The organism is Amnibacterium sp., from assembly GCF_051956055.1.
Taxonomy (GTDB): Bacteria; Actinomycetota; Actinomycetes; order Actinomycetales; family Microbacteriaceae; genus Amnibacterium.
On record NZ_JBQCGC010000041.1, the window covers coordinates 53,946 to 77,779 of the forward strand.

Annotated in this window: 24 protein-coding genes and 1 tRNA gene; 16 read left to right on the plus strand and 9 right to left on the minus strand. The window is 74.3% G+C overall.

Annotated elements, in window-relative coordinates; translation table 11 throughout:
* The first annotated feature begins 2 nt into the window (after nucleotides 1–2).
* Entirely contained in the window at nucleotides 3–1,238 is a 1,236-nt protein-coding gene (locus ACTHLI_RS06615; protein WP_440182351.1) for a molybdopterin-dependent oxidoreductase, read from the plus strand.
* The gene (locus ACTHLI_RS06620; protein ID WP_440182352.1) at nucleotides 1,235–1,660 is read left to right on the plus strand and encodes a hypothetical protein; all 426 of its coding nucleotides are present in this window, start codon (nucleotides 1,235–1,237) and stop codon (nucleotides 1,658–1,660) included. The genes ACTHLI_RS06615 and ACTHLI_RS06620 overlap by 4 nt, the downstream gene beginning before the upstream one ends.
* On the opposite strand, the gene ACTHLI_RS06625 is transcribed toward ACTHLI_RS06620, so the two are convergent.
* The 4 genes from ACTHLI_RS06625 to ACTHLI_RS06640 are packed head-to-tail and all read right to left on the minus strand — an operon-like array spanning nucleotide 1,629 to nucleotide 4,688.
* A complete protein-coding gene (locus ACTHLI_RS06625) occupies nucleotides 1,629–2,315 on the minus strand; it encodes a methyltransferase domain-containing protein (protein ID WP_440182353.1) in 687 nt (228 codons plus the stop codon). The genes ACTHLI_RS06620 and ACTHLI_RS06625 overlap by 32 nt on opposite strands.
* The gene (locus tag ACTHLI_RS06630) at nucleotides 2,312–2,941 is read right to left on the minus strand and encodes a TIGR04282 family arsenosugar biosynthesis glycosyltransferase (RefSeq protein ID WP_440182354.1); all 630 of its coding nucleotides are present in this window, start codon (nucleotides 2,939–2,941) and stop codon (nucleotides 2,312–2,314) included. Before ACTHLI_RS06630 ends, ACTHLI_RS06625 begins: the two co-directional genes overlap by 4 nt.
* Nucleotides 2,938–3,636 (minus strand): glycosyltransferase family 2 protein, encoded by a 699-nt coding sequence (locus tag ACTHLI_RS06635; protein WP_440182355.1) that lies wholly within the window; start codon nucleotides 3,634–3,636, stop codon nucleotides 2,938–2,940. The genes ACTHLI_RS06630 and ACTHLI_RS06635 overlap by 4 nt, the downstream gene beginning before the upstream one ends.
* The gene (locus tag ACTHLI_RS06640) at nucleotides 3,633–4,688 is read right to left on the minus strand and encodes an NAD-dependent epimerase/dehydratase family protein (protein ID WP_440182356.1); all 1,056 of its coding nucleotides are present in this window, start codon (nucleotides 4,686–4,688) and stop codon (nucleotides 3,633–3,635) included. Before ACTHLI_RS06640 ends, ACTHLI_RS06635 begins: the two co-directional genes overlap by 4 nt.
* Before the next feature lie 90 nt (nucleotides 4,689–4,778).
* Between ACTHLI_RS06640 and ACTHLI_RS06645 the strand changes: the two genes are divergently transcribed.
* The 6 genes from ACTHLI_RS06645 to ACTHLI_RS06670 all read left to right on the plus strand — a co-directional run bounded on the left by ACTHLI_RS06645 (nucleotide 4,779) and on the right by ACTHLI_RS06670 (nucleotide 10,946).
* Entirely contained in the window at nucleotides 4,779–6,551 is a 1,773-nt protein-coding gene (locus tag ACTHLI_RS06645) for an ABC-F family ATP-binding cassette domain-containing protein (RefSeq protein ID WP_440182357.1), read from the plus strand.
* 75 nt (nucleotides 6,552–6,626) lie between these two features.
* Nucleotides 6,627–6,698 (plus strand) — tRNA-Gln (locus tag ACTHLI_RS06650).
* Nucleotides 6,699–6,727: 29 nt separating this feature from the next.
* Nucleotides 6,728–8,182 carry a bifunctional UDP-N-acetylglucosamine diphosphorylase/glucosamine-1-phosphate N-acetyltransferase GlmU gene (glmU, locus tag ACTHLI_RS06655; RefSeq protein ID WP_440182358.1) on the plus strand — a complete coding sequence of 485 codons (1,455 nt, stop codon included), beginning with the start codon at nucleotides 6,728–6,730 and terminating at the stop codon, nucleotides 8,180–8,182.
* Nucleotides 8,179–9,156 carry a ribose-phosphate diphosphokinase gene (locus tag ACTHLI_RS06660; RefSeq protein WP_440182359.1) on the plus strand — a complete coding sequence of 326 codons (978 nt, stop codon included), beginning with the start codon at nucleotides 8,179–8,181 and terminating at the stop codon, nucleotides 9,154–9,156. Before glmU ends, ACTHLI_RS06660 begins: the two co-directional genes overlap by 4 nt.
* 46 nt (nucleotides 9,157–9,202) lie before the next feature.
* Nucleotides 9,203–10,540 carry a CoA transferase gene (locus ACTHLI_RS06665; RefSeq protein WP_440182360.1) on the plus strand — a complete coding sequence of 446 codons (1,338 nt, stop codon included), beginning with the start codon at nucleotides 9,203–9,205 and terminating at the stop codon, nucleotides 10,538–10,540.
* A gap of 79 nt (nucleotides 10,541–10,619) precedes the next feature.
* Entirely contained in the window at nucleotides 10,620–10,946 is a 327-nt protein-coding gene (locus ACTHLI_RS06670; protein ID WP_440182361.1) for a hypothetical protein, read from the plus strand.
* A gap of 9 nt (nucleotides 10,947–10,955) precedes the next feature.
* Here ACTHLI_RS06670 and glgX read toward each other — a convergent pair whose 3' ends face one another.
* A complete protein-coding gene (gene glgX, locus ACTHLI_RS06675) occupies nucleotides 10,956–12,983 on the minus strand; it encodes a glycogen debranching protein GlgX (RefSeq protein ID WP_440182362.1) in 2,028 nt (675 codons plus the stop codon).
* A gap of 171 nt (nucleotides 12,984–13,154) precedes the next feature.
* On the opposite strand from glgX, the gene ACTHLI_RS06680 reads away from it, so the two are divergent.
* The gene (locus ACTHLI_RS06680; protein ID WP_440182363.1) at nucleotides 13,155–14,669 is read left to right on the plus strand and encodes a hypothetical protein; all 1,515 of its coding nucleotides are present in this window, start codon (nucleotides 13,155–13,157) and stop codon (nucleotides 14,667–14,669) included.
* Between the two features lie 10 nt (nucleotides 14,670–14,679).
* On the opposite strand, the gene ACTHLI_RS06685 is transcribed toward ACTHLI_RS06680, so the two are convergent.
* Nucleotides 14,680–15,258, minus strand: a complete 579-nt coding sequence (locus tag ACTHLI_RS06685; protein WP_440182364.1) for a TetR/AcrR family transcriptional regulator — start codon at nucleotides 15,256–15,258, stop codon at nucleotides 14,680–14,682.
* Nucleotides 15,259–15,343: 85 nt separating this feature from the next.
* Here ACTHLI_RS06685 and ACTHLI_RS06690 point away from each other — a divergent pair, with 85 nt between their 5' ends.
* Nucleotides 15,344–16,225 carry an SDR family oxidoreductase gene (locus tag ACTHLI_RS06690; protein ID WP_440182365.1) on the plus strand — a complete coding sequence of 294 codons (882 nt, stop codon included), beginning with the start codon at nucleotides 15,344–15,346 and terminating at the stop codon, nucleotides 16,223–16,225.
* 246 nt (nucleotides 16,226–16,471) lie between these two features.
* Nucleotides 16,472–17,767: a DUF222 domain-containing protein gene (locus tag ACTHLI_RS06695; RefSeq protein ID WP_440182366.1), complete on the plus strand. Its 1,296-nt coding sequence runs from the start codon at nucleotides 16,472–16,474 to the stop codon at nucleotides 17,765–17,767.
* Between the two features lie 16 nt (nucleotides 17,768–17,783).
* On the opposite strand, the gene ACTHLI_RS06700 is transcribed toward ACTHLI_RS06695, so the two are convergent.
* The gene (locus ACTHLI_RS06700) at nucleotides 17,784–17,990 is read right to left on the minus strand and encodes a hypothetical protein (protein WP_440182367.1); all 207 of its coding nucleotides are present in this window, start codon (nucleotides 17,988–17,990) and stop codon (nucleotides 17,784–17,786) included.
* Nucleotides 17,991–18,175: 185 nt separating this feature from the next.
* Between ACTHLI_RS06700 and ACTHLI_RS06705 the strand changes: the two genes are divergently transcribed.
* From ACTHLI_RS06705 to ACTHLI_RS06715, 3 genes are read left to right on the plus strand one after another with little or no spacing between them, the layout of a single operon-like run.
* Nucleotides 18,176–18,838 carry a response regulator transcription factor gene (locus tag ACTHLI_RS06705; RefSeq protein WP_440182368.1) on the plus strand — a complete coding sequence of 221 codons (663 nt, stop codon included), beginning with the start codon at nucleotides 18,176–18,178 and terminating at the stop codon, nucleotides 18,836–18,838.
* Nucleotides 18,835–20,160, plus strand: a complete 1,326-nt coding sequence (locus tag ACTHLI_RS06710) for a sensor histidine kinase (protein ID WP_440182369.1) — start codon at nucleotides 18,835–18,837, stop codon at nucleotides 20,158–20,160. The genes ACTHLI_RS06705 and ACTHLI_RS06710 overlap by 4 nt, the downstream gene beginning before the upstream one ends.
* A 39-nt stretch (nucleotides 20,161–20,199) precedes the next feature.
* Entirely contained in the window at nucleotides 20,200–20,718 is a 519-nt protein-coding gene (locus ACTHLI_RS06715) for a GNAT family N-acetyltransferase (RefSeq protein ID WP_440182370.1), read from the plus strand.
* An 18-nt stretch (nucleotides 20,719–20,736) separates the two neighbouring features.
* On the opposite strand, the gene ACTHLI_RS06720 is transcribed toward ACTHLI_RS06715, so the two are convergent.
* Nucleotides 20,737–21,363: a nucleoside/nucleotide kinase family protein gene (locus ACTHLI_RS06720; protein ID WP_440182371.1), complete on the minus strand. Its 627-nt coding sequence runs from the start codon at nucleotides 21,361–21,363 to the stop codon at nucleotides 20,737–20,739.
* A gap of 125 nt (nucleotides 21,364–21,488) precedes the next feature.
* Here ACTHLI_RS06720 and ACTHLI_RS06725 point away from each other — a divergent pair, with 125 nt between their 5' ends.
* Nucleotides 21,489–22,865, plus strand: coding sequence for an aminotransferase class III-fold pyridoxal phosphate-dependent enzyme (locus ACTHLI_RS06725; RefSeq protein WP_440182372.1), 1,377 nt, complete (start codon nucleotides 21,489–21,491; stop codon nucleotides 22,863–22,865).
* 142 nt (nucleotides 22,866–23,007) lie between these two features.
* On the opposite strand, the gene ACTHLI_RS06730 is transcribed toward ACTHLI_RS06725, so the two are convergent.
* On the minus strand, nucleotides 23,008–23,475 hold the full coding sequence (locus ACTHLI_RS06730) for a hypothetical protein (RefSeq protein WP_440182373.1): 468 nt from the start codon (nucleotides 23,473–23,475) through the stop codon (nucleotides 23,008–23,010).
* 71 nt (nucleotides 23,476–23,546) lie between these two features.
* On the opposite strand from ACTHLI_RS06730, the gene ACTHLI_RS06735 reads away from it, so the two are divergent.
* A complete protein-coding gene (locus ACTHLI_RS06735; protein WP_440182374.1) occupies nucleotides 23,547–23,834 on the plus strand; it encodes a metal-sensitive transcriptional regulator in 288 nt (95 codons plus the stop codon).

The window sequence follows — 23,834 nt, forward strand, 5'->3', positions numbered from 1 at the left end:
CGATGATCGGCGGGGCGCTGTCCGTGGCGCGCCGTGCGCTGGCGTCGCCCGCCCGCCATCCGCGGACCGCCGTGGTGCTCGGCCGGCTGCTCGGCGCCGGGTTCCTCGTCTGCTTCGGCACCGGCCTGTTCAGCCACCTGCTGCAGGACCCGCTGCCGGGCATGGTCCTCCTCAGCCGCCCGGTGTGGCTCTACCGGCTCACCCAGGGCCTCCACGTGGCCGTCGGCACGGCGTTGATCCCGCTGCTGCTCGCGAAGCTCTGGACCGTCTACCCGCTGCTGTTCCGCTGGCCGCCCGCCAGGAGCGTCGCCGGCGTGCTCGAGCGCGCGATGATCGCGCTGCTCGTCTCCGCCGCCCTGGTGGAGCTCGCGACCGGCCTCGCGAACACGTTCCAGTGGTACCCGTGGCCGTTCTTCTTCCGGCAGACGCACTTCGCGCTCGCCTGGGCGATCGTGGGCGCGCTCGCCGTCCACGTCGGCGTGAAGCTGCCCGTGATCGTGCGCTGGTGGCGCGCGTCGCGCAGCCTCGACGCCGACGGCGCGTTCCTCCCGGTGGGCGACGGCGAGGGGGACCTGCGCCCGGAGCCGACCGCGAAGGGCGTCACCGGGTTCCTCCAGCGGCGTCTCGACCGGGCGCCGGCACCGCCTGGCGCCGTGAGCAGGCGGACGGTGCTCGCCGCGACGGGGCTCGCGTCCGCGGCGGTCGTGGTCACGACCGCGGGCGAGACCTTCCCGCCGCTCGCGCCCCTCGACGTGCTCGCACCGCGCCGGCCCGGGTACGGACCGCAGGGGCTGCCCGTCAACCGCACCGCGGCGGAGGGGAGGGTGCAGCGATCGGCGCTGAACCCCTCCTGGCGGCTGACCGTGCGCGGCCAGGAGCGGGCGGTCGCGCTGTCGCTCGACGACCTGCGCCGCATGCCCCAGACCGACGCGGCGCTGCCCATCGCGTGCGTGGAGGGATGGAGCACCCAGGCGCGGTGGCGCGGGGTGCGGGTCGTCGACCTCGCCGAGCTCGTAGGCGCGCGCGGCCGGGACTGGCTCGTCCACAGCTTCGCGGTGGGCGCCTACCGCAGCACGGTCCTCGAGCGCGCGTACGCGGAGGATCCGCTCACGCTCGTCGCGCTCGAGCTGAACGGGGAGGTCCTCCACATCGACCACGGGTACCCGGCGCGGCTCATCTCGCCCGCTCGACCCGGGGTGCTGCAGACGAAGTGGCTGCAGTCGCTGGAGGTGCGATGAGGATCGCGCGGGCCGCGCTGATCGGGCTGGGCGCAGCGCTGACCGCGGTCGCCGGGGTCGTCTTCGTCCTCGGCGTCCCCGCGCGGCAGTGGTCGGGCGTGCTGCTCTGGCTGGCCGGGGCGGTCGTGCTGCACGACGCCGTGTTCGCCCCGCTCGTGCTCGTCGGCACGCGGCTCCTCCGCAGGGCAGGGGCGCACGTCGGGTGGGCGCAGGTCGCCGTGGTGCAGGTCGCGCTCGTCGTGGGCGCCGCCCTGACGCTCCTGGCGTTCCCGGGCATCCGGTCGCAGCAGCTCGGTGCGCGGAACCCGTCGGTGCTCGTCTTCCCCTACGGTCTGCAGCTCGCGCTCGCCTGGGCCGCGATCGGCGCGGTGACCGCGCTCGTCGTGGTGCTCATCGGGCTGCGGCGCCGCCGGACCGGGTGATGCGGAGCCGGACGAACGACCGGCCCTCCGTCTCCCACACCCGCTCGACGACGAACTCGCGCGCCGCGCGGAGCAGGGCGCGGCGGCCGACCCGCGACCACGGGAACGGGTCGCTCTCGCCGCCGTGGGAGGCGCGCACCCGGTACTCGGCGACCTCGTCGCGCGCAGGATCCGGATCCGTCTCCACGACGAGCGCGCCGCCGTCGCGCAGCAGCTCGGCGCAGCGGGCGAGCAGCGCGGGCACGTCGCCGCCGATGCCGATGTTGCCGTCGAGCAGCAGGAGCGACGACCACTCGCCGGTCAGCGGCAGGGCGTCGAACACGTCGGCGTCGAGCACGGGCAGCCCTGCGGCCCTCGCGGCCCTGACCGCCGCCGCGTCCGCGTCCACCCCGTAGGCGTCGAGGCCGGCGGCGATCGCGGCGCGGATCATCCGGCCGGGCCCGCTGCCGATGTCGAGCAGCGGCGACGCCAGCCCGTGCAGGACCGCGCGGTCGGTGGCGTCCGCCCCCGTGGTCCAGCGTTGCACGTCCAGGCGCTCACCGCGCTGGGCGGAGGCGGTGGGCACGAGCTCGAGCGACACCGCGGCCCCGCGCAGCGCGTCCGCCCACGGCTCCGCACCGCCCGATCCGAACCGGGCGACGACCGGGGTGCTCACGCGGCGGCCGTCCCGGCCCGGTCGAGCCGGGCGAGCAGCGCCGCGAAGCGCGTGGCGGGGGCCGCGGCGGCGACCGCCCGCGCCTCCGCGGCGTGGTCCACGTCGACGAGCTCCGGCAGCGCACGGACCCGGAGGCCCGCCGTGTGCAGGCGCGCCAGCGTGGCGGTGCCGGTCCGCGGGCTCGACATCGGCACCCCGCGGATCAGGTCGCCGCGCCGCGGCGTCGGGTCGAGCCCGAGGGCCCACCAGCCGCCGTCCGCCGCGGGGCCGAACCAGGCGTCGGCCGCGTCGTCGTCGAGCACGGACTGCAGCACGGCCGGATCCACCTGAGGGGTGTCCATGCCGATCAGCACCGCCCTGTCGTCCACCGCGTCGAACGCCGCGGCGATCCGCTCGTCGAGTCCGCCCGCCGGCTGCTGCGCGACGGTGAAGCCGCCTGCCCCGGGCGCCGCACCGTCGAACCACAGCAGGTGCCGGTCGGCGCGCACGCGCCGCGCCGCCGCCATGGTGTCGGCGAGCGCCGCCGCCGCGAGCGCGGCCGCCTCCTCCGGCGTGAAGGGCGGCGTCAGCCTGGTCTTGACCCGGCCGGGGACGCACGCCTTGGCCAGCACGATCACGGTCGTCATGACCGTGGTTCGGAGCCCTGACGTCCGTGCGCGGGTCGCTCGCGGTGCGCACTCAGGATGCGGCGCATGTCGGCGATCGCGACGACGGTGCCGCGCAGCGTGCCCGTCACCTTCGAGCGGCCCGTGCGGGGCCGGTACGGCACGTCGAGCTCGCGGACCCGGAGGCCCGCCGCGACCGCGAGCAGCAGCATCTCGAGCGGGTAGCCGCTGCGCCGGTCCTGCAGGTCGAGCGCGAGCAGGTCGCCGCGCCGCGCCACCCGCATCGGGCCGAGGTCGTGGAGCGCGACGCCCGTCGCCCTCCGGATCGCGCGGGCCAGCGCGCGGTTCGCGACCCGTGCGTGGAACGGCCATGCGGACCTGGGCGTCGGTCGCCTGCGGCCCAGCACGAGATCCGCGTCCCCCGCGAGCACGAGCGCTGCGAGCCGGGGCAGGTCCCCGGGGTCGAGCGAGCCGTCGGCGTCGAGGCTCGCGACGAGGTCCGCCTCCGCGGCCAGCAGCCCGGCGTGCACGGCGGCGCCGAAGCCCCGGCGCGGCTCGGTCACGACCCGGGCGCCGTGCGCGCGCGCCACCTCGGCGGACCCGTCGGTGGAGCCGTTGTCGACGACGATCGCCCGGTACCCCTCCGGCAGCGCCGCGAGCACGCCGGGCAGTGCGGCCGCCTCGTCGAGGCAGGGCAGCACGACGTCCACGGTCACGGGGCGCCCCGCAGCGGCGCGGTCGCGAACGCGCGCACGCCCTGCTCGAACGGGACGGGCGGCGGCACGTCCAGCTCCGCCCGCAGCCGGGCGGAGGAGGCGGTGATGTGCCGCACGTCGCCGAGCCGGTAGCCGCCGGTGACGACGGGTGCCGGGCCGCCGCTGGCGGCGGCGAGGGCGGTGGCGAGGTCGCCGATCGTGTGCACCGTCCCGCTGCCGACGTTGAACGCGCGGACGGCACCCGGCTGCTGCGCGCGGGTCCAGTCCAGCGCGGCGAGGTTCGCGGCCGCGACGTCGTCGACGTGCACGAAGTCGCGCCGCTGCCGGCCGTCCTCGAGCACGGTGGGGGCCTCGCCGCGCTCGAGCTGCGAGCGGAACAGCGCGGCGACGCCCGCGTACGGGGTGTCCCTCGGCATGCCGGGCCCGTAGACGTTGTGGTAGCGGAGGGCGGCGACGCGGCCACCGGTCTCGCGCGCCCAGACGGCGGCGAGCGCCTCCTGCTGCGCCTTCGTCGCGGCGTACACGTTGCGCGGATCGAGCGGAGCGTCCTCGGTGACGAGACGCGGCTCGAGCGCCTCGCCGGTCACCGGGTCGATCGGCTCGAACCGACCCGCCTCGAGGTCCTCGATCCGGCGCGGCGGCACGGCGACCGGCCCGCGGGAGGAGGCGTACGCGCCCTCGCCGTAGACCACCATCGAGGACGCGAGGACGAGCCGGTCGATCCCCGCGGCCGCCATCCCGGCGAGCAGCACCGCGGTGCCGAGGTCGTTCGTGCGGACGTAGTCGGGCGCATCCGCGAAGTCCACCCCGAGGCCGACCTTCGCGGCCTGGTGGCAGACGGCGTCGACCCCGGCGAGCGCGGCCGCGACCGCCTCCGGGTCGGTCACGTCACCGGTGCGCAGCTCCACGCCCTCCGGCGGGCTCGTGACGCCGGCGTGCACGTCCGCGCGGAAGGAGTCGAGCACACGGACCTCGGTGCCCAGGGCGAGCGCACCGCGCACGACCGCACCGCCGATGAACCCGGCGCCGCCGGTGACCAGGAGGACGCCCACGGGGGGATCCTCGCAGCCGCCCGATGCGATTCCCCCGCACGAGGCCGCTCGCGCACGGGGGCGCCCGGTGCCTCCGTAGGCTTGAACGTCATGGCTCACCTGGTCGGCGCGGAACGGATCCGACTCGAGACCCCGACCCGCGTGATCCTGGACGAGCTGTCCCTGGGGCTCGAGACCGGCGACCGCATCGGGGTCGTCGGCCGCAACGGCGAGGGCAAGTCGACCCTGCTCGGGGTGCTCGCCGGCACCCGCGAGCCCGACGAGGGTCGCGTCACGCGGCGCGGCGGGGTCCGGATCGGGGTGCTCGACCAGGAGGACCGGCTCGGCTCGGGCACCGTCCTCGACGCCGTCGTCGGCGGTCGCGCCGAGCACGAGTGGGCGGGCGACCGCCGGGTGCGGGAGGTGCTCTCCGGCCTCCTGCACGGGGTCGACCCGGACGCGGACCTCGCCGGGCTCTCCGGCGGCCAGCGGCGCCGCGTCGCGCTCGCGGCGCTGCTCACGACCGACACGGACGTGCTGCTGCTCGACGAGCCCACGAACCACCTCGACATCGAGGGCGTGCGCTGGCTCGCGGCGCACCTCAACGCGCGGTGGGCCGCCGGCCAGGGCGCGCTCGTCACCGTGAGCCACGACCGCTGGTTCCTCGACGCCGTCTGCACGCGGATGTGGGAGGTGCACGACGCGACCGTCGACGCCTTCGACGGCGGGTACGCCGCCTACGTGCTGCAGCGCGTGGAGCGCGACCGGCAGGCCCGCACGACGGAGGAGCGGCGGCAGAACCTCCTGCGCAAGGAGCTCGCGTGGCTGCGCCGCGGTGCGCCAGCCCGCACGGCGAAGCCGAAGTTCCGCATCGAGGCCGCGAACGAGCTGATCGCCGACGTGCCGCCGCCGAGGAACGGCGTCGAGCTCTCCGCCCTCGCGACGGCCCGGCTCGGCAAGGACGTCGTCGACCTGATCGACGTCGCCGCCGGCTACGGCGGCCACCCGGTGCTCGAGCACGTCGAATGGCGGATCGCGCCCGGCGAGCGGACCGGAATCCTCGGCCGCAACGGCGCGGGGAAGTCGACGCTGCTCGCGCTCGTCGACGGCACGCTCGCCCCGTCCGCGGGGCGGGTGAAGCACGGCAAGACGGTGCGGGTGCGGCGGCTGACCCAGCAGCTCGACGAGCTCGCCGACGTGGCGGGCGAGCGCGTGCTCGACGTGATCGGGCGGCTGCGCACGAACTACCGGGTCGGGGACACGGAGCTGGCGCCGGGGCAGCTGCTCGAGCGCCTCGGCTTCCCCTCCGCCCAGCTCTCGACCAGGGTCGGCGAGCTGTCCGGCGGCTGGAAGCGCCGCCTGCAGCTGCTCCTCGTGCTGCTCGACGGGCCGAACGTGCTGATCCTCGACGAGCCGACGAACGACCTCGACACGGACATGCTCACCGCGATGGAGGACGTGCTCGACACCTGGCCGGGCACGCTGCTCGTGGTCAGCCACGACCGCTACCTCATCGAGCGCGTCACCGACCAGCAGTACGCCGTCGTCGGCGGGCGCCTCCGGCACCTGCCCGGCGGCGTCGACGAGTACCTCGCCCTGCGGGACGCGTCGGACGTCGTCGTGCCCGCGGCCGCTGAGGAGGTGCGGCCCGGGCTCTCCGGGGCCGAGCGCCGCGACCTGGAGAAGCAGCTCGCGTCCCTCGACCGCCGCATGCAGCGGCTCGCGGCGGAGACCAGGGCGGACCACGACGCGCTCGCGACGCACGACCAGAGCGACTACGTCGGCCTCGAGACGATCGCGGGCCGGATCCGGGACCGCGACCACGAGCGCGAAGCCCTCGAGCTCGAGTGGCTGGAGGCCGCCGAGCGCCTCGAGACCCCCTGAAGGTGTTCCTCGATCCGGGGACCGGGCCGGATCCCCGGATCGACGGACACCGTGGGGCAGACTTGGGCCGCACGATCCGCCTTGGTGTAACGGCAGCACGACAGCCTTTGGAGCTGTGAGGACTAGGTTCGAATCCTGGAGGCGGAGCACCGTTCCGTGCGACGCGAAGGAGCCGTGTGACCCCCAGCCCAGATCGTCCGCTCGCGGTGGTCGTCCTCGCAGCGGGTCAGGGCACCCGGATGCGGTCGAGCCGTCCGAAGGTGCTGCACGAGATCGCCGGGCTGCCGATGCTCGCGCACGTGCTCGTCGCCGCCCGCGCCCTCCAGCCCGCGCGGCTCGCGGTCGTCGTCCGCCACGAGCGGGACGCCGTCGCGGCGGCGGTGCTCGAGCACGCCCCGGAGGCGCTCGTCGTCGACCAGGACGAGGTCCCGGGCACCGGGCGCGCGCTCGAGGTCGCGGTCGCGGCGCTCGACGGCTTCGCGGGCGACGTGCTCGTGCTCTCCGGGGACGTGCCGCTCGTCGACGACCGCGTGCTCGGGCCGCTGCTCGACGCGCACCGCGCCGGCGGGGTCACCACCACCATGGTGACCGCGGTCGTCGCGGACCCCACGGGGTACGGCCGGGTGATCCGCGGCGACGGCGGCGACGTCGAGCGGATCGTCGAGCACAAGGACGCGACCGACGAGGAGCGCGCGGTCGCGGAGATCAACGCCGGGCTCTACGTCTTCTCGAGCACTGGCCTCGCGTCGCGCCTCGCGGCGCTCGGGTCCTCGAACGCCCAGGGCGAGCGGTACCTCACGGACGTCGTCGCCGCGGCGCGGGCGGCGGGGGAGCGCGTCGGCGCGCTCACGGCTCCGGATCTCGACGTCGTTGCCGGGGTCAACGACCGCGCGCAGCTCGCGGCGGCCGCGAGGCGGATGAACGACGCGATCGTCCGCCGCCACCAGCTCGCCGGGGTCACGATCCTCGACCCGCTGACGACCTGGATCGACGCCACGGTGACGATCGGGGAGGACGCGGAGATCCGCCCGAACACCCAGCTGCAGCGCGCGACCGCGATCGAGCGCGGCGCGATCGTCGGCCCGGACACGACGCTCGTCGACACCGAGGTCGGGGAGGGCGCCCGCGTGAACCGCACCGACGCGACCCTCGCGGTGATCGGCGCGGGTGCGGACGTCGGGCCGTGGGCCTACCTCCGGCCCGGCACCCGGCTCGGCCCGGAGGGCAAGATCGGCACATTCGTCGAGACGAAGAACGCGGTGATCGGTGCGGGCTCGAAGGTGCCGCACCTCTCCTACATCGGCGACACGGAGGTGGGGGAGCGCTCGAACATCGGGGCGAACACCATCACCGCGAACTACGACGGCGTGCACAAGCACCGCACCACGGTCGGCTCCGCGGTCCGCACCGGATCGCACAACGTGTTCGTCGCCCCCGTTACGATCGGGGACGGCGTCTACACGGGTGCCGGCACGGTCGTCCGCAAGGACGTGCCCGCCGGTGCGCTGGCCGTGAACGTGGCGCCGCAGCGCAACATCGAGGGCTGGGTCGAGGCGCATCGACCGGGCACCGACGCGGCCGAGACCGCCGCCCGATCCCAGGGCGTGCCCGAGGAGGACCCAGCGAAGTGACCGGCATCAAGTCCCAGGGCGAGAAGCGCCTCGTGGTGATCAGCGGCCGATCCCACCCCGAGCTCGCGCAGAAGGTCGCGGAGGAGCTGGAGACGAGCCTCCTGCCCGTCGAAGCGCGCACCTTCGCCTCCGGTGAGATCTACACGCGCATGGAGGAGAGCGTCCGCGGCTGCGACGCGTTCGTCATCCAGTCGTACTCCGGCCCGGTCAACGAGTGGCTCATCGAGCAGCTCATCATGATCGACACCCTCAAGCGCGCCTCCGCGAAGCGCATCACCGCGGTCGTGCCGTACTACCCGTACTCCCGCCAGGACAAGAAGAGCCGCGGGCGCGACCCGATCTCGGCGCGCCTCGTGGCCGACCTGTTCAAGACGGCAGGGGCCGACCGGATCATCTCCGTCGACCTGCACGCCGCGCAGATCCAGGGGTTCTTCGACGGGCCGCTCGACCAGCTGTTCGCGATGCCGGTGCTCGTCGAGCACATCAGGAACACGGTCGATCCGTCGAACCTGATCGTCGTCTCGCCGGACATGGGCCGCGTTCGCGTCGCGGACATCTGGAGCGACACCCTCGACGTGCCGCTCGCGATCATCCACAAGCGCCGGGATCCCGCCGTGCCGAACCAGGTCACGGTGCACGAGATCGTCGGCGACGTCGCGGGCAAGATGTGCCTGCTCGTCGACGACATGATCGACACCGGCGGCACGATCGTGAAGGGCGCGGAGGCGCTGAAGGCGAACGGCGCGACCGGCGTGATCGTCGCCGCGACGCACGCGATCTTCTCCGACCCCGCCGTGGAGCGGCTCGCGTCGCCCGCGATCGACCGGCTCATCGTCACGGACACGCTGCCGATCCCGCCGGAGAAGCGCCTCGACAAGCTCGAGGTGCTCTCGATGGCGCCGCTCATCGCGCAGGCGATCCACGAGGTCTTCGAGGACGGCTCCGTCACGAGCATGTTCAACGGCGCCGCCTGAGGGGCCTCCCCGGGTTCTCGCGGGGACGCTGTCGACACTTTCGAGGATGACCTCACCGGTGCAGCTCGAGTCGGCCCGGCTCCTCGACACGGAGCCGGTGACCGCGGTCCGCGGCTCGACCGGGCTCGCCGCGGCGTGGGACGTCGACGCGCTCGCGACCGGCGCCGTCGCGGCCTTCTCGGACGCGGTCGTCGCCCTGCTGGCCGCCGCCGGGACCCGGACGACCGCGTCGAGCAGCGGCCCGCTCGTCGGCGCCTGGTTCCGGCAGGCCCTCCGGCCCGTCGGCTGGGACCTGCCCTCGCCCTGGGACGCCGTCGCAGGCGACTACCGGACCGCGGACGGCTGGATCCGCCTGCACACCAACGCGCCGCGGCATCGCGAGGCGGCGCTCGGCGTGCTCGGCGCGCCCGCGGATCGCGCCGCGGTCTCGGCCCGGGTCGCAGCCTGGCGCGCGGACGAGCTCGAGACGAGGGTCGTCGAGGCGGGCGGCGCCGCCGCGACGATGCGGAGCCAGGAGGCGTGGCTGCGGCACCCGCAGGGTGTCGCGAGCCGCCGGGAGCCCCTCGTCGACCGTCTCCACACGGTGCCGGCGTCGACCCGGTGGCAGCCGGACCCGGCTCGGCCGCTCGCCGCCATCAGGGTGCTCGACCTCACGCGCGTGCTCGCCGGCCCGGTCGCGACCCGCGCCCTCGCGGCGCTCGGCGCGACCGTGCTCCGCGTCGATCCGCCCGACTGGGACGAGCCCGCGGTCGTCCCGGACATGACGCTCGGCAAGCTGCCGGCCCGCATCGATGCGCGGACGCCGGAGGGGCGGGAGCGCCTCGGTGACCTACTGGCCGGCGCGGACGTGCTCGTGCACGGCTACCGGCGCGGCGCGCTCGAGACGATCGGGCTCGGGGACGCCGACCGGCAGGACATCCGGCCCGGACTCGTCGAGGTCGCGCTCACCGCCTACGGCTGGAGCGGCCCGTGGACCGGTCGGCGGGGCTTCGACTCGCTCGTGCAGATGTCCTCCGGGATCGCGGAGCGGGGGACGCGGCTCACGGGTGCCGACCGGCCCGTCCCCCTCCCGGTCCAGGCGCTCGACCATGCGACGGGGTGGCTCATGGCCGCCGCCGCGGTCGCCGGGCTGCGCGACCGTCTGCTCGGAGGGAGCGGATCGCACGCGTTCCTCTCCCTCGCCCGCACGGCGGCCGAGCTGGTGCCGACCGAGCCGGCCGGCGGGACCGGCGCGAGCGCCGAGGCGAGCGGCAGCACCCGCATCGGCACCCCGTGGGGGAGCGCCGACGTGCTGCCGTTCCCGATCGACGTGGCGGGGGTCACGGCGCGCTTCGACGCGGGCCCCGCGCCGCTCGGCAGCGCCCCACCGTGCTGGCCCGCGTGATGGACGGCGCTGCGCCGCGAACGCGGGGCACCCGGAGACGGGCTGGCCGAATCGCGGCGTGACCAGCAGGATCGCCGCCATGACAGCAGGGTTGCTCGTCCGGTCGACACGGCGGCCGACGCCGGGTGCGATCTACGTGGCCGCCGTCGCCGGCTTCGCCGTCCTCCTGCTCGCGCTGGCCGCTTCGGGGCTCGCGGACCCGGCCGCCGTCGCCCTCGCCGGCGTGCCGCTCGGTCCGCTCGGGGTGATCGCGGCGGCGTCCGCCCTCCCGGTGCTCACCGCGCCGCCCACGCCCGCCGTCGCGGCGCTCGTGATCGCCGCGGTGCTGCTCATCGGCGCGGTGAACGTGCTCGTCGCGGCGCTCATCACCGGCGTCGCGAACGGCGGGCGCCGCCGCCGCCGCTGACGCCACGCTTCAGGCCCTGGACCGGAGGAGGGTGAACGACGCGTCGCGCACGATGAGCGTCGTCACCTCGCCCTCGACCCGCTGCTCCGGGTCGCTCGAGACCTCCAGCTCCCATTCGCGGTTCGGCGCCGCGGGCACCTGGAACTCCACCCCGTTCTCGGCGGAGTTCAGCAGCAGCGCGAACGCGTCCGCCCCCTCGTGCTCGAGGACGAACGTGATCGTCCTGGCCTCCGGGTCGTCCCAGTCCGCGTCGGTGAACTCCTGGTCGTCGGAGCGCTTGATCACGACCGTGTCCTCGGCGTGCTCCTCCGGGCCGTACCGGTACCACGGCGGCCGGAGGGCCGGCTGCGCCCGGCGCAGGGCGGTCAGCCGACGCGTGAACTCGAGCAGGTCGGTGTCGACGGCGGACCAGTCGTACCAGGAGATCTCGTTGTCCTGGCAGTAGGCGTTGTTGTTGCCGCCCTGGGTGCGTCCGAGCTCGTCGCCCCCGAGCAGCATCGGCACGCCGGTGGACAGCAGGAGGGTCGCGAGCAGGTTCTTGCGCTGCCGGAGGCGGAGCGCGTTCACCTCCTGGTCGTCGGTCGGCCCCTCGACCCCGCAGTTGAAGGACGTGTTGTTGCTCTCCCCGTCCTTGTTGTCCTCCCCGTTCGCCTCGTTGTGCTTCTCGGCGTAGGCGGTGAGGTCGGCGAGGGTGAAGCCGTCGTGGGCTGTGACGAAGTTGACGCTGCAGAGGGGGGAGCGACGGGACACCTGGTAGACGTCCGGGCTGCCGAGGACGCGCTGACTCGTCGTGCCGAGCAGGCTGTCGCCGCCTGCCCAGAAGGCGCGGACGTCGTCGCGGAACTTGCCGTTCCACTCCGACCACTCCGCCGGGAACTCGCCCACCTGGTAGCCGGCGGTGTCCCACGGCTCGGCGATCAGCTTCACCGGGGCGAGCACCGGATCCTGCAGCGTGAGGTCGAGGAACGCGCTGCGCAGCCCCACCTCCGCCCCCTGCCGGGTGAGCGTCGTGGCGAGGTCGAAGCGGAAGCCGTCGACGTGCATCTCCTGCACCCAGTAGCGCAGCGAGTCCATGATCAGCCCGAGCGCCGCCGGGTGGAGGGTGTTGAGGCTGTTGCCCGTGCCCGTGGTGTCGTAGTAGGCGTCCTTCTGGTCGTCGACCAGCCGGTAGTAGGCGCCGTTGTCGATGCCCTTGAACGACAGCGTCGGGCCCATGTGGTTGCCTTCGGCGGTGTGGTTGTAGACCACGTCGAGGATGACCTCGAGGCCCGCGGCGTGCAGCGCCTTGACCAGGGACTTGAATTCGGCGACCTGCTCGCCGGTGTCCCCGGCCGAGCTGTACGCGCCGTTCGGGGCGAGGAAGCCGATGGTGTTGTAGCCCCAGTAGTTCGACAGCCCCTTGTCCGCGAGGGTCGAGTCCTGCACGAACTGGTGCACCGGCAGGAGCTCGACCGCGGTGACGCCGAGGTCGACGAGGTGCTGGATCGCCTCCGGCCGCGCGAGGCCCGCGTAGGTGCCCTGCAGGTGCTCGGGGATGCCCGGGAGGCGCTTGGTGAAGCCCTTCACGTGCGTCTCGTAGACGATCGTCTCCTCGAGCGGGGTGCGCGGCGCGCGGTCGTCACCCCAGTCGAAGTCACGGTCGACCACGACGCAACGGGGCATCGCGGCCGCCGAGTCGGAGTCGTCGCGCTCCGTCGGCGCGTTCATGTCGTGCCCGAACAGGCGCTGGTCGAACGTGTACCCGCCCGAGATCGCGAGCGCATGCGGGTCGAGCAGCAGCTTGTGCACGTTGTGCCGGAGGCCCTGCTCCGGATCCCACGGGCCGTCGACGCGCAGCCCGTACCGGGTGCCCACCGCGACGTCCGGCACGAACCCGTGCCACACGTATCCGGTGCGATGGCGGAGCGGGGTGCGCTGCTCCTCGTCGCCGTCGAAGGCGCAGAAGAGGACCTCGGAGGCGGTCTCCGAGTAGACGGCGACGTTCGCGCCGCCCTCCACCAGGGTCACGCCGAGCGGGTAGGGGAGGGAGCGGGGCATCGAGGACCTTTCCTGGTGGGACGGGGCACACCGTAACCAGCGGGCGACCCGCGATCCTGGGCGTGGACCGGCCGCGGACCGCGCGTCGGCTGGGTGCGGACGCTGCAACCCAGGTGGCCACCCGGCGCGTGGCGGCGCCGCCGCGAGCGCCGGAGGCGCAGGATGGAGCAGGTGCGCCGACTGCTCCTCGCCCTGACGGCCGCCTCCGCGCTGCTGCTCGCCGGCTGCACCGCCGCACCGGACCCGTCGCCCGACACCTCCGCCTCGCCGACGCCGACGACGACCACGGTCGTCCGGCTGGCCGGCTCCACGTCGACCGCGGTGGCGGCGGGGACCACGGCCGCCGGGCGCGCGGTGGAGACGAGCCGGGCGCTCTTCGCCGCGGCCCCCGGGATCGTGCTGGCGCCGGAGGGGGACACCGCGGCGGAGCGCTCGGCGGCGACCGAGGCGGCCCGCCTCCACGTGCCGATGCTGCTGACCGATCCGGTCCCGTCCGCGTCCGCCTCGGTGACGTCGACGCCGCCTCCGGCCGCCCCCGACGGGGTCGCGGCGGAGGCGGCGCGCCTCGGAGCGGGCTGGAGCGTCGGCTACGGGGGCGCCACGATCCCGGGCCTGCGCTCGCGGTCCGCGGACGCGGTGCAGCCGCAGCCCGCCCAGCAGCCCTGCGCCGTCCTCGTCGCGACCGATCCCGCGGGCGACGCGGCTGCCGTCGCGAGCGCCCGCGCGGCGGGGGCGTCGGTCGTCGAGGCGAGCGGGCCGGACCTGAACGGCCAGCCCGCGGTGATCGCTGCGCTCGCCAAGGCGCAGCACGCCCGTGCCGTGCTCGTCGGCCGCGCGTTCGCCGCGCGTGCCGACCTCGCCTGGTCGGTCACCGCTGCGCGCTCCGGATGGACCTACGCGGGCGGCACCCAGCGCGCCTGGGACGGGAGGAGCCTCCACGTCGCCCTCTACGGGACCCCGAGCGACGGCCGGCTCGGCGTGCTCGGGCAGCAGGCGGAGCCCGCGACCATCGACCGCGTCCGGTCCCTCGTGTCGCAGTACGCGCGGCTCACGGACCGCCGTGTCTCGCCGATGCTGGAGGTCATCGCGACCGTGGCGGCAGGGGGCCCGACCGGCAACGGCGACTACTCGAGCGAGATCCCGCCCTCGTCCCTCGAACCGTACGTCGACCGGGCGCTCGCGGCCGGGATCCCGGTGATCCTCGATCTGCAACCGGGTCGCAGCACGTTCCTGACGCAGGCGAAGGAGTACGCCTCGCTGCTCGAGAAGCCCGGCGTGGGGCTCGCCCTCGATCCGGAGTGGCGGCTCGGGCCGAAGCAGAAGCCGCTGAAGCAGATCGGCCGGGTGTCGGCGGCGGAGGTCAACGCCACCTCGGCGTGGCTCGCGCAGCTGGTGCAGCAGCACGGGCTGCCGCCCAAGCCCTTCGTGCTGCACGAGTTCCGCCTCACGATGCTGCAGCAGCGGCAGGACATCGTCGTCGACCGCCCGGAGCTCGACACCCTCATCCACGTCGACGGGCAGGGATCGCAGCCCGCGAAGCAGGCCACCTGGCGTGCGGTCCGGGCCGGCGCGCCGGCCGTCGGGTGGGGATGGAAGAACTTCCTGAAGAAGGACCACCCCGTGCTCACGCCGGCGCAGACCGTCCAGCAGGTCCACCCGACGCCGGACCTGATCACCTACCAGTGACGGTCGCGCTTCAGGCGAGCGCGGCGGCCGCGGCGCGGAGGTCCTGCAGCGCCTCGACCGAGTAGTCGGCCATCGCCTCCGTCGTCGCGTCGGGCTCGGCCGCCCACCGGGTGAAGGCGCGATGGTGCGCGAGCACGCCGAGCTCGGCCGCGAGGCGGGCGACGACCTCCGGCACGCCCCGCGCCATGAGGGCCTCCTCCATCGCCGCCGCGAGGCCGACGGACTTCTGGGCGCTCCGCTGCCGGAGCTCCTCGCTGGCGGCCACGACCGCCGCCATCCGGGGTGCGATCTCGCGACTCATGGGCCCGTACGCGGTGGCCGCGCGGCGCAGCCCGAGCGCGACCGCGTCGAGCGGGCCCGCGCCCTCCGGCGCATCCCGGATGCCCTCCGCGAGCAGCGCGCTCATCGCCGCCTGCCCTGCGACGAGCAGCTCCCGCTTGTCGGGGAAGTGGCGGAAGAACGTGCTCTTCGTGACGCCGGCCCGCTCGGCGATCTGCGTCACCGTCGTCTCGTCGTAGCCCTGCTCGTGGAAGAGGTCGACCGCGGCCATGACGAGGCGCTCCCGTGCGCCCGGTTCCCAGCGACCCATGCGCCCATCGTAGTGATGGGACGCTTGTCCCGTCGAGGTGCTACGGTCATGGGACAACCGTCCCATCACTCTTCGGGAGGAACCCATGCAGGTCTTCATCACCGGCGGCACCGGGCTCATCGGCTCGGCCGTCGTCGCCGAGCTGCTCGCGAACGGGCACGGGGTCACCGCGCTCGCCCGCTCCGACGCCTCCGCCGAGGCCGCCGAGCGAGCCGGCGCCGCGATCGTCCGTGGCGGTCTCGCCGACCTCGACGTCGTCCGGGAGGCGGCGGGCGCGGCCGACGGGGTGATCCACCTCGCGTTCGGCAACGACTTCTCGAGCCCGGAGGCCCTCGCCGCGAACATCGCGGAGGAGACGGCCGCGATCGACACGATCGTCGACGTGCTCGCCGGCACCGATCGCCCCTTCGTGGTGGTCTCGGGCACGCCGAGCGCGGAGGGACGGCCATCCGTGGAGACGGACCCGCTGCCCACGGGCGGCCCGGTCGGCGGCCGCGGGATCACCGTGGAGCGCACGCTCGCCGCCGCGTCGCGCGGGATCCGCACCGCCTCCGTCCGCCTCCCGCGCACGGTGCACCGGGACGGGAACGGCGGCTTCGCGGGTCTGCTGACGCAGGTGGCGCGCCGGACCGGCGTCTCCGGGTACCCGGGCACCGGCGAGCAGCGGTGGCCGGCCGTGCACGCGCTCGACGCGGCGGTGCTGTTCCGGCTGGTGCTCGAGGGCGCGGAGCCCGGCACGGCATGGCACGCGGTCGCGGACGAGGGCGACACCGTGCGCTCGATCGCGGAGGTCATCGGGCGGCGGCTCGCTCTGCCGGTGCAGCAGGTGCCCGCGGAGACCTACGGCCCGGTCGGACCGATCTTCGCCGCGGACCAGCCGGCCTCCTCCGCACGGACGCGCGCGGTGCTCGGCTGGACCCCGACGCACCCGAGCCTCCTCGAGGATCTGGAGCTGCTCGAGCCCTGACCCGCTTGTGCGGTGCGCTGAGCCGGCCGCATCCCGAATGCGGACCGCTGCTCGGGCCCTTTCTGAAATCAGCTTCCGGATGCTTCCGGTGGCCGGAATTCGGCGTCCTCGAAAGGGCTGAATCGGGCATTCGATGTCGGAGGGGGATGCGAATGTATCGGCATGGCCGACCCGGGCGGAATTCTTCAGGAACGCGTCTCCGCGTTGCTGGAGATCGCTGCGCGCATTCCCGGCGGCATCTCCGGAATGACCGCCGCGACGGACCGTGATGTGGTCGAACTCATCGAATCCGCGCAGCTCGTGCTGCAGTCCGCCGAGGGCATCCTGGCGGCAGGCGCGGGCGAGCTCGACCGTCGTTCGAGCGGATCGGGACAGCAGTCGCTCGCGCACCGGCTCGGGTGGAAGACGGCCCGCGGCGTCATCGCGGCGAAGGCCGGGATCCCGCTGGGGGCGGCCGCCCGTGCGGTGGCGGTGGGGGAGGCGATCCGGCCGAACGTCGCATCCTCGGGCGAGGACCTGCCCCCGGACCGCCCCCACATCGCGGCAGCGGTGCTCGCGGGCGACCTGATCCTGCCGGTCGCCCGGCTGGTCGACCGGACCCTGGAGCAGCTGGGCGCGCGCGTGGAACGCGACCTGCTCGCGCGGCTGGAGCAGGACCTCGTCACGGAGTTCCTCTCCGGTCGGTACTCGGTCGCCGACTTCACGGCGCACTGCCACGAGATCGTCGAGCTGTTCGACGCCGCCGGTGCGAAGGGGCGCGACGACGCACTCCGCAGGAAGGCGTCGATCACCGAGACGTGGCTACCGAACGGGATGCTCCGGATCGTCGCGGAGCTGGACCCCGAGGCGGCGGCCTTCTACCGCGCCGCCGTGCGGGCGAGGACGAACCCGAAGCGGAAGGGCGGAGCGAAGGGCGACGGTGTGGCCGATCTCGGTGCCCGGCGCGCGATGCGGCAGCCCACCGCGATGGAGGCGCGGGTCGCGGCCTTCATCGGCATCATGCGCGACGCGGTCAAGGCGACGAACGGCAAGCAGGCCGGGGTGGACACGACGATCCTCGTGCGGATCGACCTCGAGGCGCTGCTCTCCGGGATCGGCCAGGCGAAGATCGACGGGGTCGCGAAGCCCATCTCCGCATCGGCGGCTCGGCGATTGGCGGCCGAAGCGGATCTCATCCCGCAGGTGCTGAACGGCAGATCCCAGCTCCTCGATCAGGGCGAGTCGAAACGGCGGTTCACGAAGGCGCAGCGCTACGCGATATTGGCCGCATTCACCGGCTGCGCGTTCCCGAACTGCGACATCCCGTCTTCCATGCTCGAATTCCATCACGTCGGGCAATGGCGGAGACGACACGATCACGGACGCGGTACGGATCTCGACAACGGGATCCCGCTCTGCGGATTCCATAACCGGCTCATGGAGGACGGCTGGGCCATCGAATTCGATGACGACCGCATTCCGTGGTTCATTCCGCCCGCGCTCCTCGACCCGGCCTGTCGGCCGATCCGCGCCGGGAACCTCGCCCGCCGCCGCGCGGCGTGACCTCGTCCTGGGCGGGTCAGAACCCTCCGCCGCCGAAGAACCCGACGTTCACCGTGTTCGAGGCGACCGCCTTGCCGATCAGGTCGGTGTCCGAGGCGTCCGGCTTCGCTTCCGTGTCGAAGTCGACCATGCCGTTCGTCTGATCGAACGGCTTCTCGTCGTCGTCGACGAGGTGCACCCACGGCTTCGCCGCGGGCGATGGGTCGTGGTGCTTCCTGCGCATGGTGCCTGCCTCCTGATCACCGGTGCAACGCAGTGAACGCCGTCCTGATTCCGGTGTCCAGTGCCGACCGCACCGCGGACCATCGACCTGGACGGCATCGCAACGGAGTCGCTCGCCTGCGCAGGCGGCTGCGCGCGCCAGCGGTAGCCTCTGCCCCGCTGGCGACTGCGCACAAGGAGGATCCAATGGTCTCGGTCGGCCTGTGCGAGGACGATCCGCAGGTGCGCCGCGTCGTCGTCGAGGCGCTCGGTGCGGTGGATCTCGACGTCGTCGTCGCCCACCGGGCAGCGGAGGCGATCAAGGAGTTCACGCCCGACGCGGGCCTCCGCGCGATCGTGCTCGACATCGGGCTGCCGGACGGCGACGGGCGCGACCTGTGCCAGGCGCTGCGGGCGAGCGGCGTCTCCGCGCCCGTCCTGTTCCTCACCGCTCGTGGCGGCACGCACGAGGTCGTCGCGGGCTTCGGAGCCGGCGGCGACGACTACCTCGTCAAGCCGTTCGCCGTCGCGGAGCTGCAGGCGCGGGTCACGGCCCTCGTGCGCCGTGCGCCGACCGTCGCGGCCTCGCCGCGGGCCCTGCACCTCGACCCCGAGCGCTACTCGGTGCGGCGCGGGGACGCGGAGGAGCGCCTGACGCCCACCGAGTTCCGGCTGCTCGCGACGCTGCTCGCGCGACCCGGCGAGGTGGTGCGCCGGCGCGAGCTCGTCGCGGCGGCCTGGCCCGTCGGCGCCGTCGTGCAGGCCAACACCCTCGACTCCTACATGCGACGGATCCGCCGGCTGCTGGAGCAGGTCGGTTCCGACGACCAGCTGCACACGGCGCGCGGCGTCGGGTTCCGGCTGGGATGACCGACGGGTCGCTCCGCTCCAGCGCCTCCATCCGTCGCCGGCTGATCGGGACGACCGCCGCCCTCAGCTCGATCGGCATGATCGTGCTCGTCGTCGCCGTGCTCTGGGTCGCGTGGCGGACCACGGACCACGAGATGGATCAGGTCCTGGCGGCGCGGGTCGTCGCGGTGCAGGACTCCGCCGAGGTCATCCACGGCAAGCCCAGCGTCCCGGACGCGGACGACCCGACCTTCGACACCTCGAACTGGATCGCGGACACGACCGGCAGGATCGTCGCGGGGCCGTCGGTGCCCGCCGAGCTGCGGCCGGAGGTCGCCGCGCTCGCCCGCGGCGGCGGCGGCAGCGGGGTCGTGGAGGTGGGGTCCTGGCGACTGCAGGGCGCCGCGCTCCGGCCGCACCAGCACGTGGGGCGCGTGATCGTGGCGATCGACACGGGGCCGTACCGCTCCGGGCTGAGCCGGCTCATCGCGGGCTCGATCGTCACGGGCGTGGTCGTCGTGGCCGGCGTCACGCTGCTCGCCGGGCTGATCGTGCGGCGCGCGCTCCAGCCGGTCGCCACGATGACGGCCACGGCGCTGGCCTGGTCCCACGAGCGCCCCGACCGCCGCTTCGGGCTCGGGGCGCCGCGCGACGAGATCACCGGGCTCGCCGCGGTGCTCGACGGGCTGCTCGACCGGGTCGACAGGGCGATCCGCGCCGAGCAGCGCCTCACGGCGGAGGTCGCCCACGAGCTGCGCACCCCGCTCACGGTGATGCGCGGCGAGGCGGAGCTGGGCGCGGCGACCCCGCGCCTCCGGAAGACCGAGCGGGAGCGCTTCGAGCGCATCGTGGCGGCCGCCGACGACATGGGCTCCGCGATGACGACGCTGCTCGACGCCGCGCGGGGGTCCGGCTCCACCGCGACGGCGGACGTCGGAGCCGTGCTCACCGCGGTGGCGGCGCGCGACGGCATCCCCCTCCCGGTCGAGGTCGATCCGGTGCCCGAGGGGCTGATGGCCGCCGTGCCCGCCGACGTGCTCGGCCGGGCCCTCGCGCCGATCGTGGACAACGCGGCCCGCTACGGGCGCACCGCCGTCCACCTGTCCGCAGCGAGGCACGGCGAGCGGATCACCGTGTCGGTGACCGACGACGGCGACGGGGTGCCGGACGAGGTGGGCGACGTGTTCGAACCCGGCGTGCGGGACGCGGCGAGCGAGGGCGCGGGGCTCGGGCTGGCGCTCGCGCGCCGGCTCGCGCGGTCGGTCGGGGGCGACGCGGTGCTCGTGTCCAGGCGTCCTGCCGTGTTCGGCGTGGACGTGCCGGTCGTGTCCGAGCTCGGCTGACGTCGCCGCCGCACCCGCCGTGGATGGCACGATCGGACGGTGCCACCCTCCGTCCGCCCGCTCGTACCCGGCGACGCCGCCGAGATCGCCAGGCTGCAGGCCGCGAACCGCGCGTTCCTCGCGCCGTGGGACGCCGTGCGGCCCGACGCGTTCTACACCGAGCCGGGGCAGGCGGTGGAGGTGCAGCGGATGCTCGACCACGAGGTCGCGGGCACGGCCGTGGCCCGGGCGATCCTCGATGACGAGGGCCGGCTCGCGGGCGTGATCCGGCTGAACGGCGTCGTCCGCGGCGCGTTCGAGTCGTGCGTCATGGGGTACTGGGTGGACCGCGAGCGCAACGGCCGCGGCCTCGCCTCCCGCGCGGTCGCCGCGATGCTCGACCTCGCGTTCCGGGACCTCCGGCTGCACCGCGTGCAGGCGGAGACGCTGCGGCACAACGTGCGGTCGCAGCGCGTGCTCGAGAAGAACGGCTTCGAGCGGATCGGGATGGCGCCCGCCTACCTGCGGATCGCGGGGGAGTGGCAGGACCACGACCTGTTCCAGCGGCTCGCCCCCTGACCGGGCCCGCCGCCGGGGTCAGCCGGTGGCGACGACCGCGTCCGCTCGCGCGCGCGTCGGCGCGATGAGCGCCGCGTTCGGGAGGTCGACCGCGTCGACCCACGCCTCCGCCGCGGCGGGTTCCTTGCCGAACGCGACGTGCCTCGCGATCAGGCGGGACCGGAGGAGGTCCTCGGGTGCGTCCGCGAACCACACCTCGTCGAACAGGTCGGCGGCGTCGCGCCACGGCGCTTCGTCGACGAGGAGGTAGTTCCCCTCCGACACGACGAGGTCCACCTCCGGGCCCACCGCGATGCTCGCCGCGATCGGCTGCTCCAGCACCCGTTCGAACCCGGGGGCGTAGACCGGCTCGTCGGCGCGGTCGCAGAGGCGCCGCAGCAGGCTCCGGTAGCCCCAGCCGTCGAACGTGTCGATCGCACCCTTGCGGTCGCGCCGACCCAGCTCCTCGAGCGCGACGTCCGCGAGGTGGAAGCCGTCCATCGGCACGTGGGCCGCGCGGAAGCGGCCGTCCGCCTCGACCGCGGCGACCAGGCGCTCCGCGAGGGTCGTCTTGCCCGCGTCGGGCGATCCCGCGATCCCGAGCAGCACCCGCTCGCCGCCGCCGAGCATCGAGCGCACCCGGTCGAGCGCCGTCGTGAAGTCCACCCCTCCACTCTGCCTCCACTCTGCTCACGCTTCTGGACGTCGGATCGCCGCTCGGGCGTCCAGAAGCGTGAGCACGGCGGCGGTTCTCGCGGCTCGCAGTCGGCGGCGATGCCTACGTTGGACGCATGACGCTCGCAGAGCCACGCACGTTCGCCGTCCCCCAGGAGCGCAAGGTCGTCACGGCGCTGCCCGGCCCGAACTCCCTCGCGCTGCAGGCGCGCCGCGTCGCCGCCGTCAGCCGGGGCGCGGGCACGCTCGCGAACATCTACATGGACCACGGCGCCGGGGCGATCCTCGTCGACGTGGACGGCAACCAGCTGATCGACCTCGGCTGCGGTATCGGCGTCACCACGATCGGCCACGCCCATCCGGCGGTGCAGGCGGCGGTCGCGGAGCAGGCGGGCAAGCTCACGCACACCCTCTTCACCGTGACCCCGTACGAGAACTACGTGAAGGTCGCGGAGAAGCTCGCGGAGATCACCCCCGGCGACTTCGAGAAGCACTCGGTCCTCGTCAACTCGGGCGCCGAGGCGGTCGAGAACGCCGCGAAGATCGCCCGCCGCTACACCGGGCGCCGAGCCCTCGTGGTGCTCGACCACGCCTTCCACGGCCGCACGAACATGACGATGGCGATGACCTACCGGCCGTGGCCGGAGCGGGAGGGCATGGGCCCCTTCCCCGGCGAGATCTACTCCGTGCCGATCAGCTACCCGTTCCGGGACGGCCTCACCGGCGAGGAGGCGGCGGAGCGCACGATCGACTACATCGAGACCCACATCGGGCCCCGCGAGGTCGCCGCGTTCTTCGCCGAGCCCATCCAGGGCGACGGCGGCATCGTGATCCCGGCGCCCGGGTACTTCGCCCGCATCGCGCAGTACTGCCGCGACAACGGCATCGTGTTCGTGGCCGACGAGATCCAGGCGGGCATCGCGCGCACGGGCGCGTGGTACTCGATCGAGCACCACGGCGTCGTCCCCGACCTCGTCACCTCCGCCAAGGGCATCGCGGGCGGCATGCCCCTGGCGGCCGTCACGGGTCGCGCCGAGATCATGGACGCCGTCCAGCCGGGCGGCATCGGCGGCACCTTCGGCGGCAACCCGGTCTCCACCGCGGCGGCGCTCGCGGTGTTCGACCTGATCGAGCGCGAGGACCTGATCGGGGAGGCGCAGCGCGTCGAGCGGGCGCTGGTCGCCCGGATCGGCGGGTGGGCCGCGAAGTACGACACCGTCGGCGAGGTGCGCGGCAAGGGCGCGATGTTCGGCGTCGAGCTCGTCGAGCCCGGCACCCGCAAGCCGAACCCGGCGCTGCTCAAGCACGTGCTGAAGTACGCGACCGAGCACGGGGTCATCCCGCTCGACGCCGGCAGCTGGGACAGCGTGCTGCGCCTGCTGCCGTCGGTGGTCATCTCCGACGCGCTCATCGACGACGCGGCCGGCGTGCTGGAGGAGGCGATCGAGTCCTTCCAGGGCGTCGGGGAGGCGGGCATCACCCCCGCCTCCTGAGCCTCGCCGATCCGGAATTCCTGGGCGACACGCCGGAGAACACGTCGCCCACGCGGCGTGTCGCGCAAAATCTCCGGATCGGCGAGCGATCTCGTCACGTGGGACTTCGTGATCGAGATCGATGGAGGCCGCCGGGCCCCGTTCAGCCGCGCACCAGCGAGCCGAGCGGGGCCCCCGACGTCTCGAACAGGGTCAGCGTGCCGCCCTCGACCCGGAACGAGGCGGCGCGCTCGACCTGCGTGATCGCACTCGCCTTCCCGAGCAACGGCCCGTCGACCACCGGGCAGCCGCGGACGGGCGCCATGGTCCGCACCACGTGCAGCCGGCCGCCGGGGAGCACCTCGTAGCGGCCCGCGCCGCCGAGGGCGCCGGAGGTGCAGGAGGTGGTCGCCGTCCACCTCCCGTCGTGGAAGGTGATCGTCGCGCGCACGTCGCCGTCGACGACCCACCGGCCGTCGAGCGCGGTGGGCGCCGTGGGCGTCTGCATCGTGGGCGCGACCGCCGTCCGGGACCCCGCCGTGGCGTCCGCCGTCGTCGAACCGCCGCTGCAGGCCGACAGCGAGCCGACGAGCAGGAGCGCGGCCAGCAGGGGCGCCGTCGAGGTGCGCATACTGCTGAGTGTCCCGCCGGCGGGTGGTCGTCTCATCCGAACCGGGTACCCCAGGGGGGTACTGTGGAGGCATGCAGGAGCACGTCGGGTACGTCGCGAACAAGGACGACCTGTTGAAGCGCCTCCGCCGCGCCGAAGGACAGGTGCGGGGCCTCCAGCGCATGGTGGAGGAGGAGACGTACTGCATCGACGTGCTCACCCAGGTCTCGGCGACCACGAAGGCGCTCGAGACCGTCGCGCTGGCGCTGCTCGACGACCACCTCGCCCACTGCGTCGCGGAGGCGAGCGCCGAGGGTGGCCCGGTCGCGGAGGAGAAGCTGCGCGAGGCGTCGGCCGCGATCGCGCGGCTCGTGCGATGA

Bases quoted from the DNA above. Each gene is read 5' to 3' on its own strand.
- ACTHLI_RS06735 (WP_440182374.1), top strand. From the start codon at position 23,547: ATGCAGGAGCACGTCGGGTACGTCGCGAACAAGGACGACCTGTTGAAG.
- ACTHLI_RS06615 (WP_440182351.1), top strand. From the start codon at position 3: ATGATCGGCGGGGCGCTGTCCGTGGCGCGCCGTGCGCTGGCGTCGCCC.
- ACTHLI_RS06665 (WP_440182360.1), top strand. From the start codon at position 9,203: ATGACCTCACCGGTGCAGCTCGAGTCGGCCCGGCTCCTCGACACGGAG.
- ACTHLI_RS06670 (WP_440182361.1), top strand. From the start codon at position 10,620: ATGACAGCAGGGTTGCTCGTCCGGTCGACACGGCGGCCGACGCCGGGT.
- ACTHLI_RS06730 (WP_440182373.1), bottom strand. From the start codon at position 23,475: ATGCGCACCTCGACGGCGCCCCTGCTGGCCGCGCTCCTGCTCGTCGGC.
- ACTHLI_RS06700 (WP_440182367.1), bottom strand. From the start codon at position 17,990: ATGCGCAGGAAGCACCACGACCCATCGCCCGCGGCGAAGCCGTGGGTG.
- ACTHLI_RS06705 (WP_440182368.1), top strand. From the start codon at position 18,176: ATGGTCTCGGTCGGCCTGTGCGAGGACGATCCGCAGGTGCGCCGCGTC.
- ACTHLI_RS06725 (WP_440182372.1), top strand. From the start codon at position 21,489: ATGACGCTCGCAGAGCCACGCACGTTCGCCGTCCCCCAGGAGCGCAAG.
- ACTHLI_RS06645 (WP_440182357.1), top strand. From the start codon at position 4,779: ATGGCTCACCTGGTCGGCGCGGAACGGATCCGACTCGAGACCCCGACC.
- ACTHLI_RS06630 (WP_440182354.1), bottom strand. From the start codon at position 2,941: ATGACGACCGTGATCGTGCTGGCCAAGGCGTGCGTCCCCGGCCGGGTC.
- glgX (WP_440182362.1), bottom strand. From the start codon at position 12,983: ATGCCCCGCTCCCTCCCCTACCCGCTCGGCGTGACCCTGGTGGAGGGC.
- ACTHLI_RS06620 (WP_440182352.1), top strand. From the start codon at position 1,235: ATGAGGATCGCGCGGGCCGCGCTGATCGGGCTGGGCGCAGCGCTGACC.
- ACTHLI_RS06690 (WP_440182365.1), top strand. From the start codon at position 15,344: ATGCAGGTCTTCATCACCGGCGGCACCGGGCTCATCGGCTCGGCCGTC.
- ACTHLI_RS06685 (WP_440182364.1), bottom strand. From the start codon at position 15,258: ATGGGTCGCTGGGAACCGGGCGCACGGGAGCGCCTCGTCATGGCCGCG.
- ACTHLI_RS06710 (WP_440182369.1), top strand. From the start codon at position 18,835: ATGACCGACGGGTCGCTCCGCTCCAGCGCCTCCATCCGTCGCCGGCTG.
- ACTHLI_RS06695 (WP_440182366.1), top strand. From the start codon at position 16,472: ATGACCGCCGCGACGGACCGTGATGTGGTCGAACTCATCGAATCCGCG.